20 protein-coding genes are annotated in these 16055 nt (G+C 46.0%); 11 read left to right on the forward strand and 9 right to left on the reverse strand.

The window, feature by feature from the left end:
- Nucleotides 1-37: 37 nt before the first annotated feature.
- The 8 genes from rdgB to QUB12_RS19910 all read right to left on the reverse strand — a co-directional run bounded on the left by rdgB (nucleotide 38) and on the right by QUB12_RS19910 (nucleotide 8628).
- Nucleotides 38-625 carry an RdgB/HAM1 family non-canonical purine NTP pyrophosphatase gene (rdgB, locus tag QUB12_RS19875; RefSeq protein ID WP_333138709.1) on the reverse strand — a complete coding sequence of 196 codons (588 nt, stop codon included), beginning with the start codon at nucleotides 623-625 and terminating at the stop codon, nucleotides 38-40.
- Between the two features lie 28 nt (nucleotides 626-653).
- A complete protein-coding gene (locus tag QUB12_RS19880) occupies nucleotides 654-1262 on the reverse strand; it encodes a hypothetical protein (protein WP_333308099.1) in 609 nt (202 codons plus the stop codon).
- 247 nt (nucleotides 1263-1509) lie between these two features.
- Nucleotides 1510-2934: a phosphoglucomutase/phosphomannomutase family protein gene (locus QUB12_RS19885; protein WP_333308101.1), complete on the reverse strand. Its 1425-nt coding sequence runs from the start codon at nucleotides 2932-2934 to the stop codon at nucleotides 1510-1512.
- A 453-nt stretch (nucleotides 2935-3387) separates the two neighbouring features.
- The gene (folE, locus tag QUB12_RS19890; protein ID WP_333138715.1) at nucleotides 3388-4122 is read right to left on the reverse strand and encodes a GTP cyclohydrolase I FolE; all 735 of its coding nucleotides are present in this window, start codon (nucleotides 4120-4122) and stop codon (nucleotides 3388-3390) included.
- A gap of 110 nt (nucleotides 4123-4232) precedes the next feature.
- A complete protein-coding gene (locus QUB12_RS19895; protein WP_333308102.1) occupies nucleotides 4233-4958 on the reverse strand; it encodes an SDR family oxidoreductase in 726 nt (241 codons plus the stop codon).
- Nucleotides 4959-5200: 242 nt separating this feature from the next.
- Entirely contained in the window at nucleotides 5201-6181 is a 981-nt protein-coding gene (gene accA / locus QUB12_RS19900) for an acetyl-CoA carboxylase carboxyl transferase subunit alpha (protein WP_333308103.1), read from the reverse strand.
- Between the two features lie 572 nt (nucleotides 6182-6753).
- Complete coding sequence (locus QUB12_RS19905; protein ID WP_333138722.1) at nucleotides 6754-7779, reverse strand: long-chain acyl-[acyl-carrier-protein] reductase; 1026 nt, start codon at nucleotides 7777-7779, stop codon at nucleotides 6754-6756.
- 156 nt (nucleotides 7780-7935) lie between these two features.
- Nucleotides 7936-8628 (reverse strand): aldehyde oxygenase (deformylating), encoded by a 693-nt coding sequence (locus QUB12_RS19910; RefSeq protein ID WP_333045307.1) that lies wholly within the window; start codon nucleotides 8626-8628, stop codon nucleotides 7936-7938.
- A gap of 64 nt (nucleotides 8629-8692) precedes the next feature.
- Here QUB12_RS19910 and QUB12_RS19915 point away from each other — a divergent pair, with 64 nt between their 5' ends.
- The 3 genes from QUB12_RS19915 to QUB12_RS19925 all read left to right on the forward strand — a co-directional run bounded on the left by QUB12_RS19915 (nucleotide 8693) and on the right by QUB12_RS19925 (nucleotide 10342).
- Complete coding sequence (locus tag QUB12_RS19915; protein ID WP_333308105.1) at nucleotides 8693-8890, forward strand: hypothetical protein; 198 nt, start codon at nucleotides 8693-8695, stop codon at nucleotides 8888-8890.
- Between the two features lie 232 nt (nucleotides 8891-9122).
- Nucleotides 9123-9941, forward strand: coding sequence for a carbohydrate ABC transporter permease (locus QUB12_RS19920; protein ID WP_333138726.1), 819 nt, complete (start codon nucleotides 9123-9125; stop codon nucleotides 9939-9941).
- A gap of 191 nt (nucleotides 9942-10132) precedes the next feature.
- On the forward strand, nucleotides 10133-10342 hold the full coding sequence (locus QUB12_RS19925) for a transporter suffix domain-containing protein (protein ID WP_333308133.1): 210 nt from the start codon (nucleotides 10133-10135) through the stop codon (nucleotides 10340-10342).
- A 99-nt stretch (nucleotides 10343-10441) separates the two neighbouring features.
- Here QUB12_RS19925 and QUB12_RS19930 read toward each other — a convergent pair whose 3' ends face one another.
- A complete protein-coding gene (locus QUB12_RS19930) occupies nucleotides 10442-11470 on the reverse strand; it encodes a hypothetical protein (protein WP_333308107.1) in 1029 nt (342 codons plus the stop codon).
- A gap of 348 nt (nucleotides 11471-11818) precedes the next feature.
- Here QUB12_RS19930 and QUB12_RS19935 point away from each other — a divergent pair, with 348 nt between their 5' ends.
- The 8 genes from QUB12_RS19935 (at nucleotide 11819) to QUB12_RS19970 (ending at nucleotide 15933) form a co-directional block, all read left to right on the forward strand.
- Complete coding sequence (locus tag QUB12_RS19935) at nucleotides 11819-12235, forward strand: XisH family protein (RefSeq protein WP_333308109.1); 417 nt, start codon at nucleotides 11819-11821, stop codon at nucleotides 12233-12235.
- Nucleotides 12223-12576 (forward strand): XisI protein, encoded by a 354-nt coding sequence (locus QUB12_RS19940; protein ID WP_333308111.1) that lies wholly within the window; start codon nucleotides 12223-12225, stop codon nucleotides 12574-12576. Before QUB12_RS19935 ends, QUB12_RS19940 begins: the two co-directional genes overlap by 13 nt.
- The gene (locus QUB12_RS19945) at nucleotides 12569-12760 is read left to right on the forward strand and encodes a hypothetical protein (protein WP_333308112.1); all 192 of its coding nucleotides are present in this window, start codon (nucleotides 12569-12571) and stop codon (nucleotides 12758-12760) included. The genes QUB12_RS19940 and QUB12_RS19945 overlap by 8 nt, the downstream gene beginning before the upstream one ends.
- Nucleotides 12711-13004 carry a DUF433 domain-containing protein gene (locus QUB12_RS19950; protein WP_333308114.1) on the forward strand — a complete coding sequence of 98 codons (294 nt, stop codon included), beginning with the start codon at nucleotides 12711-12713 and terminating at the stop codon, nucleotides 13002-13004. The genes QUB12_RS19945 and QUB12_RS19950 overlap by 50 nt, the downstream gene beginning before the upstream one ends.
- Nucleotides 13004-13375 (forward strand): DUF5615 family PIN-like protein, encoded by a 372-nt coding sequence (locus tag QUB12_RS19955; protein ID WP_333308116.1) that lies wholly within the window; start codon nucleotides 13004-13006, stop codon nucleotides 13373-13375. Before QUB12_RS19950 ends, QUB12_RS19955 begins: the two co-directional genes overlap by 1 nt.
- Nucleotides 13376-13508: 133 nt before the next feature.
- Entirely contained in the window at nucleotides 13509-15023 is a 1515-nt protein-coding gene (locus tag QUB12_RS19960; protein WP_333308118.1) for a pentapeptide repeat-containing protein, read from the forward strand.
- Nucleotides 15023-15535: a hypothetical protein gene (locus tag QUB12_RS19965; protein WP_333308120.1), complete on the forward strand. Its 513-nt coding sequence runs from the start codon at nucleotides 15023-15025 to the stop codon at nucleotides 15533-15535. Before QUB12_RS19960 ends, QUB12_RS19965 begins: the two co-directional genes overlap by 1 nt.
- 71 nt (nucleotides 15536-15606) lie before the next feature.
- The gene (locus tag QUB12_RS19970) at nucleotides 15607-15933 is read left to right on the forward strand and encodes a hypothetical protein (protein ID WP_333073777.1); all 327 of its coding nucleotides are present in this window, start codon (nucleotides 15607-15609) and stop codon (nucleotides 15931-15933) included.
- The last annotated feature ends 122 nt before the right edge of the window (nucleotides 15934-16055 follow it).

Genomic DNA, 16055 nt, shown 5'->3' on the forward strand with positions numbered 1-16055 from the left:
ATGCCACAGTAACCCCATTTTTTAGCTTTTTTCCTCATTAGGGGTTGACAAGGTTGGCCATTTGTGGTATAAGAGCGTGGAAGGCTCGGCCGCGGTGAGAGTGCGATCGCTTGATATCCGGTGTCATTTCGGCAAAAGTCTGTTGCTGTGCAGGTACGTAGAAAATGGGGTCATATCCGAAACCTCCCGTACCGCGAGGAGTGTGGAGGATTTCGCCTCGGCAAATTCCTTCTACTTGCAAGGCAATTGTACCGTCGGGACGGGCGATCGCGATCGCGCAAACAAATTGTGCTTCCCGGTTTTGTTCGCTTCCCAATTCTTTGAGAAGTCGAGATATCCTGTCAGCATCGGTTTTCCCGTAGCGTGCCGAGTAAATCCCAGGTTGACCGTCGAGTGCATCTACCATTAAACCAGAATCATCGCCGATCGACCATTTGCCCGTTGCTTTTGCCACTTCAGAGGCCTTCAAGCAAGCATTAGCAATAAAAGTTTCGCCTGTTTCCTCGATTTCCAACTCTTCCGGTTTGATCTCCAATTCCCATCCCAAATCCTGAAGATAAACTTGCATTTCCTTGAGTTTACCCGGATTGCCCGTAGCTACAACTAGCAATTTGCGATCGGTCATTATTTCTCTTAAAACTTACGGCTCCATATTAACAAACATATTGGGGAAATGGTTGCAACAAAATTCCCAAAATCTTATCAACATCTTGAATATAGTATTCAATCGGATCGATATAAACAGTAGTTTCCTCCAAAATCAAGAATTTCCAGTTAGTACCCGTCGTCACCGCGCCGTAAATGCGATCGACCTCAGTGTCTTGGTTGTGATTGAAACATTGGGCCGCTACCATTGCGGCGACGCATTGACCCAAACCGCCAATGATATCTTCCTTTTTTGCCTCAAAAATTGTTATAACCGGAGCACTGATGAACAATTGTTCTGAAGAACCGCTAATAATATAGTCGCAAAATCCTTGCAAGCCTCTTTCTGGATCTACAGTAAAATCCTTACCGGAAAAAAGAGAAACTCGTTTGTTTAACAATCGCCGAACTTCTGCTAATATCGGGGCAATCAAAAATTCTGACCGCGCTTTTTCTGTGGAAATAAAAGTTGCTAGCGGTACATAATCAATCAGGATTGTTGTTAAAATTTCTGAGGGTGAAACTGGTTTTGTGTCTGCAAATAAATTGCAAGTTTCATCTAAGGTTAATCCAAAATCTTTTTTGACTCTCGCAAGGCTGAAATCGCTGTAAGCCATTTGCTTTTATCCTAAAATTTACCTGATATAGCAATAGTATTTCATTGTGACTAAGATTTTTTAACGAACCGCGAAGACGCGAAGAACGCGAAGAAGAGAAGGGAAGAGAAAGAGTTCACAATTGATGGGAGGATTGCTATGGCAATACTTTTTTTAACCGCAGAGGGCGCAGAGGACACGGAGAAAGAGAGATTTAATATCAATTTATCGGCGTTTGTCTGCGTTTATCTGCGGTTAAAAAATCCGATTAATTATGCGCCCAAGCTTTCGCCCAGTTTAAGTTTTGCATAACTTCTTTCAATGTCGCCGCTTCTGAATACAGCCGCAAGACGGGTTCGGTTCCGCTAAACCGAATTAACAGCCAACTTCCGTCGGCTAAACGGAATTTATATCCGTCAACTTTGTTGCAATCTACAACTGCTTTGCCGGCGATTTCTGTTAAGGGTTGATTTTGCAGCAGCGACAGCAAACGCGACCTTTCTTCCATGTTGGCTAGGTGTAAGTCGATTCTGTCATAAGCTGAGGTAAAGCTTGTTTCTTGTTGCAGTCGGCTGTAAATTTCGCTTAAGTCTTCCCCGGATTTGACCACGGCTTCTAATAAGTACAGCGCTGACAGTAAAGCATCTCGTTCGGGGATGTGTGTACCGTAGCCAATTCCTCCCGATTCTTCGCCGCCGACTAAGACTTGGGTGGTTAACATTCGATCGGCTATATACTTGTAACCGATCGGCGTTTCAAATAACTGCAAGTCGTACAGCTTGGCAATTTTGGGAATTATGTCTGAACCGCTGACTGTTTTGATGACTTCCCCGGTCAACCCGCGCCGTTTTGCTAAATGTTCGATTAAGATGGGAACTAGGATTTGTGAACTGAGGAAGTTGCCGCTAGAGTCAACGGCTGCAATTCGATCGCTATCTCCGTCAAATACAAATCCGATGGACAAACCAGAGCTTTTTCGCTGGTGAGTACGCATCACCCGAAATAACTGCGACAGGTAGCGCGGCAAAGGTTCCGGTGCACCGCCGCCAAACAGCGGATCTCGATCGCTGTTGACTTCGTGCACTGTTTCTTCTAAAATTTGAGCTAGTCCTCCGGCGGCGGCACCGTGCATTACATCTACAAATACTGTAATTTTACCGCTGGCGATCGCTTCTTTAATCGCCTCAATATCTACCATTTCCCGCAAGGTTTTGCAGTAAGCTGGCCAAGGATTGAAATTATCCAATTTGCCGGGAGTTGCTGAAATTGCCGCCGGATTTTCGAGTTTTGCTTCTATCTGTTGAGTAACTTCGGGGGAAACTGAACCGCCAAATCCGCCCTTGACTTTTAACCCTAAATATGCACCGGGATTATGGCTGGCGGTCAGGACGATCGCACCCAAAGCATTTAATTGTTTGGCAGCTAAACTGAAAGCTGGAGTGGGGGCGTAGGATTCGCTCAGCAGCACGTCAAATCCTGCGTTTTGGACGGCAACAGCCGCTGTGAAGGCAAATTCTTCAGCCAGAAATCGGCGGTCGTAACCGACAATTACGGTACCGCTGCTGCCATCGCTGCCGCCGGTTTGTGCAAGAACTTGTGCCGCTAGGGGGGCGACTAACGCTACGCGATCGAAGGTAAAATCGTCAGCAATGATGCCGCGCCAGCCATCTGTACCGAATTTGATAGGATTCATAGTCACAAGTCATGAGTCACCCGTCTATTTTATGGGTTTATCAGTCGATCGTCATCCGATTTTAGATTTTAGATTTTAGATTTTAGATTTTGGAATTGCTTCCACAGCCTTTACTCTGGCTATTGACCGAAAGCATCCAGGATACCCGCCACGTGATTCATTCCGAAAGCAGACTCAGGATCCAGAAATAAAAAACCTGTATCCGATGAAACTTGCCGAACGTATTTATCCGTGGGGTCAATGCTTCAATTCTCAAATCTTTAATCTTTAATCTAAAATCTAAAATCTAAAATCGATTGACTATTGACAGTTGGCTGCTGACTGTTGGCTGTCGTTAGCCTTGCTTGATAGATTATGTTGGGCGGCGTGAAACGGAAGGTTCGTCTCTCAACCCAACCTACTAATTACTGTTAACTGCCAAATGCCAAATGCCAACTGTCAACTGTCAACTGACTAAAAGAATGCCGGTTGGTGGCGGATCAAATTCAGGAATTCTTCGCGAGTTTTCTGTTCCTCTTGAAACACGCCCAACATGGCACTCGTAACCGTCCAAGCACCGGGTTTTTGCACACCCCGCATCGTCATGCACATATGACTGGCTTCCATGACTACAGCTACTCCCTTCGGTTCCAATATTGTCTGAACTGCTTCGGCAATTTGGCGCGTCAAACGTTCTTGCACCTGCAATCGGCGGCTGTACATCTCGGCAATTCGGGCTAATTTGCTCAATCCCACTACTTTTTGGTTGGGAATGTAAGCAATGTGAACTCGGCCCATAAACGGCAGCATATGGTGTTCGCACATACTGAATACGCTGATGTCTCGCACCAGTACCATTTCGTTGTGACCTTCGTCAAAGATAGCGCCGTTGAGGAGTTCTTCGAGGGATTGACTGTAACCACTGGTGAGAAACCGCATTGCTTCTGCTACCCGTTTTGGGGTTTTGAGCAATCCTTCGCGTTCGGGGTCTTCTCCTACTCCCAGCAGCATTGTCCGAACGGCCTCCATCATTTCTTCCAGGCCTACTTCTGAAGCTATGGGCACGCTGGATTCTTGGCCGTGGGAGGAATTGCGATCGGGTCGAGTGGGGATGCGCGGGGAGTTGTTCTCTGCGGTTTGTAACAGTTTCATGCTGTCAGTCGAGATTGAAATCGAGCCATTGGAATCGGCGGAAGATGCAATTGTCATAACAAGTTGGTGTGAGGGTGAATCGATTTTCGATTTTTGATTGGGGGATATAGCTAGAGATTCAAAGATTGTTGAATTCGAGAAAAATCCAGCAGTCTAAAATCTCAAGTTCACAAAACTCCTGCGTTGGACATGAGCGTGATTTCTTCAATTACTGCACTTGCTGGCAACTGAACTGCGTGCAGAATTGATTGGGCGACGATTTCTGGGGTTAACATGGCGGTGCGATCGAAGTCGGCGTCCACGGTGTCTGTGTCCCACATGGGAGTATTGACAGAACCCGGACAGATTGCTGTTACGCGAATTCCGTGAACCCGTTCTTCGGCGGCTAAGGTTTTAGACAAAGCCATGAGACCGAATTTACTGACGCAGTAGGCTCCCCAGTTGGGGAAGGCTTGGGTGCCAGCGATCGAGGAAACGTTGATGATGATTCCCGATCCGCGATCGCGCATGGAGGGCAAAACTCCTAGAATGCACTGCCAAACGCTAGTAAGATTGAGGTCTAGAACGTTCTGCCAGTCGGCTAGGGACGTTTCCGTTAAGGAGCCGGTGTAGCCCATGCCAGCGCTGTTGACTAGGATATCTACGGAACCCAATTGAGATGCGATCGCGCTGATGCTGCTTTGCACTTGCTCAATTTTTGCCAAGTCTAAGGGATAAGCTTCTGCTTTCACTCCGACTTCTCGGGCTGCTGCGGCAACGGCTTCTAAGTTTTCCGACTCTCGGCTAACTAAGGCCAGATTTATGCCCTCGGCGGCGAACGCTAGAGCCGTCGCTTTGCCAATACCGCTGCTGGCTCCGGTAATCAGAGCCTGCTTTGTTGTTGGATGGTTCATTCAGTGTCCTAATACTTTCGGTCGGCAACTCCCTACAGCGTTGCAGCCTTCTGAGGCAAATTAGACAACTGTCTGCTGCGGGTGATAACAGTTAATTATGAGATGAACATTAAGAACTGTTAAGCCGGTGTCACCTGAGAAATTATAACACTGCTGACAGATCCGCAGAATAATGAGCTGTGAGTTATGAGTTTAAAGTTAAGAATTTTTAACTCATAACTGATCACTCTGAATCGATCGGCTCAAGCCGAAATTTCAGTAAATACACCGATGTGGCGAAACTTTTGATACCGGATATCGCGTCGCTGCTGACCGGTAAGCTGTGTTAGTTCTGCTAAGTTTTCTAACAAAGCTTGTTTGAGTATGGACGCAGCTTTGAGGGGATTCGAGTGAGCGCCGCCGATCGGCTCTGGTACTATTTGATCGAGAATGCCGAGGTTTTTCAAATCCCAGGAAGTGATTTTGAGAGCTTCTGCGGCCAAGTTAGCTTTACCAGAGTCTTTCCAGAGAATGGCCGCGCAAGCTTCGGGGGTGGCGACGGTGTAGACGGAATGTTCCAGCATCAACAGCCGCTCGCCGACACCGATACCCAAAGCGCCGCCGGAACCGCCTTCGCCGATGACGGTGCAAATAATGGGAACGTCGAGGCGAAACATTTCTCGGAGGTTACAGGCGATCGCCTCTCCCTGTCCGAGCTGTTCTGCTTCTAAGCCCGCCCAAGCTCCGGGAGTGTCGATAAATGTGAAAATTGGCATTCCGAAGCGATCGGCGTGTTCCATCAACCGCAGGGCTTTGCGGTAGCCGCCGGGAGCAGCCATGCCGAAGTTGCGGGCGATATTGTCTTTTGTGTCGCGTCCTTTTTGATGGCCGATGATGACTGTGGGACGCCCGTCTATGCGGGCAATTCCGCCGACGAGGGCCGGGTCGTCTCCGCCGCGCCGATCGCCGTGAAGCTCGATCCACTCGTCGCTAATTGCCTGAATGTAATCGAGGGTGCTGGGGCGGCGCGGGTGACGGGCAAGTTGCAGCCGCTGCATGGGGGACAAGCTGCTGAAAATTTCTTGTCGCAGTTGGGCGGAACGCGCTTCTAGTTTGCGAATTTCGTCGGTGACATCGACGCTGTTTTCTGCGGCGAGTTCTCGAATCTGGTGAATTCGGGTTTCGAGTTCGGCCAGGGGCTTTTCAAAATCTAAGAGTAAGGGTTTACGGTCTGGGTTTGGCACGCGGATAATTTCTATAAGGAAGGTTTTGTCAGGTTTTGTCGATCGACTCTTTCGAGATCCTACCCTGTCAGGGGATGCTGAAAAAGAGGGAAAAATGGGAAGTTTTGAATTTTAAATTGTGATGTGCTTCGTACCGTGCTTAAAAACCTGGGGTTCCAGCTTCGTTTCACTTTTTAATATAATAGGTTAAAGCGCATACCCTGGGTCTTCCGTACTTACTGTGCTAATTTATGTAAAATTAATGGCCTAAGTTTTTACACAGCAAGGATTTCCGGTCTTACTTTAGTTGATTTAGAGCAATTCTTTCGTTCGATTTATACCTAGCTTGGGTTTTAAGCTGTCGCGCATTTAAACTGTATATTCAGGGCGGGCGGGACGCCCAACCCCTACTCCCCACAAGACTTTAAATTTTTTTGACATACAATTTAAAGGCAGAACAGCTTAACTACTTAAACTAATAGTTTGGCACACTAAATACGGAAGAACCCATACCCTCTCTCTTACTTCCCCCCAACTATCAACAGTCAACAGTCAACAGTCAACAGTCAACTGTCAACTGTCAACTGTTAACATCAAACTGACATTAATAAAGGTCGGAAACCGTGTTTGACAGAAATCAGACCGATTTGCTCCATCTTCTCCACAGTAATTTGGTTCCGTCCCCAAGAAAAATTGGTATACAATTTTTCAAATTCCAGCAGCATTGATTCGGCAAAACAGGCAAACAACTGTCGGCCCGGTACATCCATATTGACAATCTTCATAATTTTCCACTCAATATCGAGGGAATGCTCCACAATCCCGCCATTGAGTACGTAAATTTCGGGATGCTGAACCTGAGTTGCCAGATTTTTCGGATAGCCACCGTCAATCAATAAACATGGTTGCTTCAATGTCTTAGGGTCAATTTCTACTCCCTTGGGCATACTGGCTACCCAGACTACAATATCGGCTTGGGGGAGGGCTTCTTCCAAGTCCATAATTTTGCCTCGGCCCAATTCCGATTGCAAATCTTGTAATCGTTCTTTGTCGCGGGCAATGAGCAACAATTCTGCTACATTTGTTTTAACATTGAGCCAGCGACACACAGCACTGCCAATATCGCCAGTAGCACCACAAACGGCTACAGTGGCTTTTGAAAGTTCAATCCCCAATTTAGGGGCTGCTTCTTCTACTTGGCGACACAGGATGTAAGCCGTGTGAGTGTTACCAGTGGTGAAGCGTTCAAACTCCAACTTGAGATTGCGAATTTGCTTAATTTGCTGCAAGTTGAAAGTCTCAAAAATGATCGAAGAAAAGCCGCCTAAAGCAGTGATGTTAATCCCGTTTTTTTGAGCGTGTGCCATCGCATTAAGGATTTTGCGAGTGGCTGCTTTAATCCGGCGAGTGGCTAGCATTTCTGGCAGAAAACAGGACTCCACATAGCGCCCTTCTATTTTTTGTCCAGTGATGCTTGTTACCGTGATCTGATCAACTATTTGAGGCGGTGCGCTGCACCAAAAATCGAGACCTTGATCGGCATATTCTGGATAGCCCAGCTCGTTAGCTACTGATTGGGCGTGTTCTAAGCTGGTTAAGTGACCGATTAGACCAAACATTAAGTTGTCAAATGAAGGAAGATGGAAGGTGGAAGATGGAAGATGGAAGATGGAAGATGGAAGATGGGAAGATTAAAAATTTATATTTTAAAATGAGTTATCCCATTTTTAATTTTTAATTTTTAATTTTTTTCCCATTCCTTATTTCCCAATTAACTAGGCTGCGAGGCCTTGTGCTGACATCCGCATGATATCGCGGTTGTTAAAGCCTATGTTGCCTAGAGCTTCGCCGTAGGCAATCATAAAGTCTTCGATTAAAGCGTCTTTTTCCATTCCCAAGACGCGGGCATCGTCTGCGACAGCGTTTAGCAGCTTCCAGATGATGGGGAGGTTTTGGCGGTTGGCGGCTTCTAGTTCCGCTTTGGATTCCTCAAAGTGAGCTTGCAGCCAGACTTCCCCAAAGTTGAGGTGGCTGTATTCTTCTTTGACGACGCCTTCGGTGATTTTGCGAGCAAAGTCATCGGCGACGGGGATGTAGATGTTGTAAGCTGCGATCGCAAAACACTCGATAATTAGCGATTGAATCAACAAGCAAGTTACAATCTGACCTTGGGCCGCTGCCGTCTGGAAGTTTTTGTGCAATTCCGAAAAGAACTGCTTGGCAAATGCCATGTCGGGCGTGACTTTAAGATTCCGGCCACAAGCTTGGAAGCCTTTCATGTGGCGGTTCTCCATCTTGGACAAGCCAATTAACTCTGCTTTTTTGTCAGCCAACAGTTCGGCCAGTGTCAGGTAATTGTCGTGAGCTTCTTGTTCGCCTTCAATCACAATGGCGTTGATGCGGCTGTAAGCATCTTTGTAAGTTTCGGTTTGAAAGTCAATTGTTGGGCTGGCCTCAAGCTGGGGCATAGATATCTAGTCTCCTTATATAAGCTTGCGGGATGTTTGGAAACCCCTTTAAAATGGGGGGTCAGTGACAGTACACTTTACCTATTTTGAACGCACCCCATCTAAATCACAGATTATAGCTGAGGATTCTTTCGACAAAGAACTTTTCTTTGACTATCCGGGAAAAACTGGCGTCCTCAGCGTGTTGGCCGGACTTTTGCCCTCGAACACTCCAGAAAGACTATCGCTAGAATGCTATCTATTTACTAATTACTGGAATTAGTCGTTAGTCGATCTTTTGCCCGGAAATAGATGATAGAAATACGGTCTATGTCTCCACCTTTAAAGGTTTTACAGTACCAAATCTATCTCTAACATTATATCCTAACCACAACTTCCTCGCTGGGTACTCCTTCTTTCCCTCTACCACATATTATGTTGTATGGGAATCCTCTGGGAGGTGATCGGGTTGGAGAACCTCACAGGCTTATTATTTTAGGTTAATTCACAAATTTATGGGTAAATCCTTTGACAGGTCTCAAGCGCTGGAACTGCTGAGTTTTATTTGCTTGCTGGCGGGTGCTGCGCTGGTGCTGCTGCCGCTGGCTGCTGTATTTTTGGTTTCTTTATCACCCTCTGGTGTGGGTGTCAAGGCCACAGGCTTGACTTTTGCGAACTATCAGGAGGCTTGGCGACGGGGCAATTTTTTGTTGGCATTCCTTAATTCTACTCTAGTGGCGATCGCAGTGACGGGTTTTCAGGTTGTGACTTCTGCTTTGGCCGGTTATGCTTTGGCCAGACTGAAGTTTCGGGGGCGACAGGCCCTAGTTTTGGGGGTTTTGGCGACGCTGGTAATTCCGTTTCAGCTTTTGGTGATTCCGATTTTCTTGGTTTTGAAGTGGGGCCATCTGCTGAATACTTACGGGGCGCTGATTTTGCCGACGGCTGCTAACGGTTTTGGGATTTTTCTGCTGCGCCAGTATTTTATGACTGTTCCCGTGGAGTTGGAGGAGGCGGCAATGCTGGATGGGGCTAACCGCTGGCAGGTTTTGTGGCAGGTGATGTTACCTTTGGCCCGCCCTGCTTTGGTGACGCTGTTTTTGTTTACGTTTATCGGGGAGTGGAATGATTTATTTAAGCCGCTGGTGTTTACGACGCGGCCGGAGTTGCGGACTGTGCAGTTAGCTTTGGCTGAGTTTCAGGAACAGTTTACTAGCAGTTGGCAGTTGTTGATGGCGGCGGTGGTAATTGGAACTGTACCGGTGGTGTTGCTGTTTTTGGCCGGTCAGCGGCAGTTTATTCGGGGGATTGCGGCAACGGGGATTAAGAATTGAGTTTGAGATGCTTGGCAATTAAGTTTGTAGTCATTTGTTGAACCATTCTCCAGAACAGGCAAGATGCCTGTTCCACAAATACTAAATGTTCTTGTGGAACAGGCATCTTGCCTGTTGCTGACATTGGTGTGAAGTCAACTCCAAGCGGACTAACAGATAAAGGGGATATCAAAGCTGTATTATGTGAATCTATGCAAAAGCTCGGTTTGTTTTTATTTATCGTATCTTTTCTACCGTGGTTGGCAGTCTTTTTTGTTGTGCCATTCCTGCCGCTGGACATTACCCAAAAAACTACTTTATCTTTCGTTCTGGCTGTTGGGGCGGAAGTTTGTTTTTGGATTAGCGTAGTGCTGTTGGGGAAAGAAATAGTTACCAAATATCGGCGTTATTTGCATCCCTGATATCTTTGGAAAAAACTTAGAAATTTTAACCGCAGATGAACAGGGTTCGACGCAGATAATGAGCCTGGATGTTGGCTTTTATCTGCGGTCAAGGTTGAGCTATTCGCTGAAAATTTGCAAGCGAATAGAGCGTTCTCCGTCTCCGAAATCCACTTCAATCTTTTCTCCCGAAAGACTGTCCAAGCATCCCAAAAGCAACCGCAAATTCGGTGTGCTTGCTCCTGTATCCACGTATAATCTATCTGCCAAACTGCCTAAACGCTTCCAAATTGTGTAGAGTTTGACTACTGTTTGTTCTAGCTGTGCGGCTTGTTTTACAACGTCGGCGGTGGTTCCCAAACAGCCTACTCGCAAAGATTCTTCTAAGGCCATTTCCATGTCTAAGTGAGACTGATTGAGAGCTTGCACTTGGGCAGCGGCGTCGAGATATTTTGATAAGTTCTTGGCGTCGGATGTTAGCTGTTTGACAGTATCTACGTCGGGATTTTCTGCTACTTCTTTTTGAATTTCGCTTTGGTGAGATGGGGACAGTTTCTCCATTTCTTTGACTAAAGGAGCGAGGTAGCGGGAAGGTAGAGAACCGGTAGATGCTTTTTCTTTGACTTCTTCGGGCAATAATTCTGAGTTCATTGCCATCCATTCGTCGGATAGTTGTTTGACTTCGCGGCGGGTGATGCGATCGCCATTTGCTGCTGCATCTGTTACCATTTGCTGGACTTCGGGAGATGCTTTGGCGGTTTCTACAAAGGCTCTTTTGCTGAAGTTTCTAATGGAATTTGGGTCTAAATCTCCTTGCTGGATCAGAGTATCAGCACTATTAGCTAATTCTATCAAAGAATAGGCTTGACTTTTGCCAATTTCTCTTTCTTTGAGCCAGTTCAAAAACCCTGTGCCGCGTCCTTCGCCGCCTTTTTTTTCTCTGTCTCGGACTGTTCGGAGAATGCGTCCCCGCCAAATGTCGGTTTGCAAGTCGAAGCGATCGCACACTTTCCAGGCATTGTCAACCTGATTTTCAAAATCAAAGTCGGGTATTTGTTCGTCTTCGGGGTCTGGCAATTGGAAATTGATATCGGTAAAGCCGTTGAGGGCTTCTGCAAGTTCTGCGGGATTTAGGGGGACTTCAGCCATTAGGAAAAATTTGTGTAGTGCAACAGCCGGTTTAATTGGTAACTTGCACGGGTTGACAGTTGAGACGCTATATGTAGCGGTAAGGTAGGCAAGATTTACCTACTAATAGAGTTTTTGTGCAAGTCATATCATTATTGCACGATGAGGTGCGATCGGCGAAAAGATACCCAAAATGACTCCGGGTACGCCCCTGATGGGACTTGAGGCGAGTGCTGGCTGTGGGGGGATTGAATTAAAGTGAATTAGGATATTATAGGATGGGATTACCTACTGTACTCGATCGCCAAGTTTGGGAATATGCTTGTCAGCCTGACTATAATTTAAGTAGCTGAAAACTCAAGTTAATTTATGCCAGCTAAAGATATCTACCACAACGAAGTTAAAAATGCCTTACTCAAAGACGGTTGGACAATTACGGCCGATCCATACTTTATTAAATATGAGGATGCCGAGTTATATGCTGATTTAGCAGCAGAAAAGCCGATTGCAGCACAACGTCAGGGACAAAAGATAGTTGTTGAAATTAAGAGCTTTGTTGGGCGATCGCTAATGTATGATTTTCACGGCGCACTCGGTCAATATATGGTCTACAGAAATCTCATTCAACTCACAGAGCCAGAATACAAGCTCTATTTAGCAATTGACGATGTTGTCTACCAAAACTTTTTTAAACGCAAGTCTATACAATTAATTAGTAAGGAAAATAAGCTTTTGTTAATGGTAGTTGAAATGGAAAAGGAGGAAATCCTGCAATGGATCAACTAAAATACTATCGGAGTACGATCGAAAAAATATTGACTGAATATTATGAACTCGGCGTCAAAGGAGGGATGGCGCTAGATGAATTAGAGACAGACAGCCGCCTTGCCTTTGACGAAAAACGAGATCAATATCTGTGGTTTCGCTCTGGTTGGGAGGAAAAAAAACGGATCTGCCACATTACGATGTATCTTCGTATTAAAGATGGCAAAATTTGGGTTGAAGAAGATTGGACAGATTTGTGTGTCGTTGATGATTTACTAGCAGCAGGAATTCCTAAAAGCGATATTGTTTTAGGGTTTCACAATCCCTATAAACGAAAATTTACGGAGTTTGCTGTTGGTTGATGCCATAAGTGCGATCGTCCGAAAGGAGAAGCTGGGGGGCGATCGCTATTTTCTGATGTTAGAATTGAGAACAGTAACTAAATCTGACGCAACAGGATATTTTGGCGGGTTTGAGTTTTTATTAAGAGGTAAGTATGTCAACAACTGCGATCGACATTGGCACGCTGGTTGTCAGTACGCCTGAAACCTGTGGAGGGCGGCCCCGAATTGCGGGAACCAGAATTTCTATTGCTCAAATTGCCGTTTGGAATAAACAAGGACTGAGTGTAGAAGAAATACTCCAAGAGATTCCCTATTTAGATTTAGCACAGGTTTATGCGGCGCTATCTTACTATCATGCTAACCGCGATGAAATTGAGGCAGATTTAGCCGCCGAATTAGCTGAATATCAGCTTTTGGAAGCCGAATACAGGGCGGGGAATCTTTAATGAGCCTGATTCGTTTATATTTGGATGAGGATACGCTTAGAAAAGCATTCGTGCAAGCCCTGCGAGAGAATGGGGTTGATGTGGTGACTGTCTCAGATGCCAATAATTTAGGGCGTATAGATGAGGAACAACTGATATGGGCAACAGAGCAAGGTCGAGTTATTTATACTTTTAATAGTCGAGATTTCTGTCGATTGCACGGGAGCTTTCTCGCGGTAGGTGGGAGTCATGCGGGCATTATTGTTGCACCGCGACAAAGTTACTCTGTAGGGGAACAGTTGCGCGGTTTGTTGAATTTGATTGGTAGCAAGCCTGCGGAGGAAATGATGAATCAACTAGAATTTTTAGGAACTTACATTAGCTATGAATAAAAGTATCTAAGTCAGTGGTTGTAACTATCCCTGCCTTTGTGCTAGATTTTTATCCAATTCCGTAAAATTTTTGTCAGGGCCATCGCTACAGCATCGCAATGAAAAAATAGCCACTATCTCCCTGCGTAAAGTCATGCCCAAAGACTTCTCCGGTAAAAATCTCCGAGGCCGCAATTTCAAAGGTCAAAACCTCACAGGTGCAAAATTCATCGGTGCAGACATCCGAGGCGCAAACTTCACCAATGCCATCCTCAGAGAAGCTGACTTCACCCGTGCCAAAGCTGGACTGCAACGTCGCTGGACAATTTTTCTCGTAACTATCTCGCTATTTCTATCAGTAATATCGGGATTGATTTCAGGCTTTGCTAGTTGTTGGGTAGCACTTCTTTTCACTCCAGATAACATCAAACAGTTCATCATTATTTTCGGTGTGCCTGTGTTGATAGTTTGGGCAATCTTCTTTAGAGCTACTATCCGCCAAGGTCTAGGGGGAGGGGCAGTGGCAGTGGCAGTGGCAGGGGCAGTGGCAGGGGCAGGGGCAGGGGCAGTGGCAGGGGCAGTGGCAGGGGCAGGGGCAGTGGAAGCGTTAGGGGTGGCAGCGTTAGGGGTAGCGTTAGGGGTGGCAGGGTTAGGGGCAGCGTTAGGGGTGGCGTTAGGGGCGGCGTTAGGGGCAGCGGCAGGGGCAGTGGCAGTGGCAGGGGCAGGGGCAGTGGCAGGGGCAGGGGCAGTGGCAGGGGCAGGGGCAGGGGCAGTGGCAGGGGCAGGGGCAGTGGCAGGGGCAGGGGCAGGGGCAGCGCTAGTGGCAGGGACATGGAAAGGGGCAGTGGCAGTGGCAGTGGCAGGGGTAGTGGCAGTGGCAGTGGCAGCGACAGGACTAGGTATTTACATTGCTTGGCGTGTCCTGGCTGGGGATGAGAAACACGCATTGATTCGCACGATCGCCATTTCCTTTGCCGCTACAGGTGGCACTAGCTTTCGCAATGTCGATTTAACTGATGCCAATTTCACTGAGGCAACTCTCAAAAGTACAGATTTTAGAACAGCCAATCTCACTCGCACTTGCTTCCGCAATACAGAAAAACTCGATCGCGCGCGAGTCGGTAATTCGATATTAGCTGATACCTCCATCCGAGAATTACTCATCGCTGGAAACGGCTACAAAAAACCCTATGTTGGTGCGAATCTCCAAGGAGCAAACTTGACAAACGCTAATCTCAACAAGGCTAATCTCAAGCAGGCGAATCTCCAAGGAGCAAACTTGACAAACGCTAATCTTAACGAGGCTAAGCTTAAGCAGGCTAACCTCAGCCAAGCAACTTTGCATCAAGCTGATTTGCAATTCGCAAACCTGACTGAAACTCAAGCCTTAGCAACAGATTTTACAGCCGCTTATTTTACAGGTGCTTGTTTGGAAGCTTGGAACATTGACGCTAATACAAAGCTCGATCGCGTTGACTGTCGGTTTGTTTATCTTCTGGAAAACGCCAAACCGAGAACTGACGATCGCGAACGTCGCCCTCACCATGTTACCAAGTGTTTTGAACCGGGGGATTTCGAGAAACTATATAAAAAGATTATGACAACGATGCAAATCCTGCTCAAAGATGGGATTAACCCGAAGCTTTTACCGCAGCTTTCCAAAAGTTAATGCAAGAATTTCCCGACATTACGCCGGATTCAATTCAAGCATTTGAAAAAAAAGGAGACGATGTTTTACTGACTTTAAATGTTCCCGAAGGAACGGATAAGGCAAAAATCGAGCAGAATTGGGACGAAGGTTATCAAGCAAGGCTGGAAGCTCAAAGGCAAGCCGAGCGATTAAAAGCTAAAGATGAAATTATTGCAATAGAAAGACATTACTACCGTGTCTTTCAAGACTTTGTGAAAGGAGTGTTTAGTCAATATTTGATAAATCCTTCAACCGTGCCTCAGCCATCGAACCCTATAATTAACATTAACAATCAATCTACAGCAGAGAATAAAGTCGCAAGCGATAACATCGACCAAAGTCGCAAAGCTGACATTTCAGGCGGAACGATTAACGCTACCGGTTCGGGATCATTAAGTTTAGGAGATAATGACGGTACAACAGCGAACACGATCGAGGAGTTGCCCGATCCTGCCGTTAGCGCAGCCCTCGAAGAGGATCGCCCTTCCTGACAAAGTGAGTAATGCTATAATTTTAGTCAAACTCTGGTAACAGCGGAAATCCAAGCTATGAGCGTATCAATATGAGTAATAGCAACTTAAATTTCACTGAGGAAAGTTTCGATGATTCTGCATTATTGCAGTTAGATGAAATCAGCAGCAAACTTACCACTAATATTAATCAGTTGCCTCACTCACCTGGACTGTTTCAATTAGTTATAGATCAATTGTTAAAATACTACCAACTTTCTATAAAAGCAGTCGAAGAAAGATATCAAGCCGAACTTAAAGCAAAAGATGCTCAAATAGAGACGTATCGTGAGGAAATAGCTTTTTTGAGAGAACTGACTGTCAAGTTAGCTAAAAATCCGATCGTGATTAATTCCAGCCAAGACAACAAGCCAGAATAAATTTCTTTTTAGTTTATGTCAAATGAGGAAGAACTGGCTCGGCTGAAACAAAAGTGTGAAGCAAAAATTAGAGAATTAAAGCAAAGACACAAATTAGAAATCGCTGTTAAAGACAAAGAAAT

The sequence above is a fragment of the Microcoleus sp. B7-D4 genome, assembly GCF_036705125.1.
Lineage (GTDB): Bacteria > Cyanobacteriota > Cyanobacteriia > Cyanobacteriales > Microcoleaceae > Microcoleus.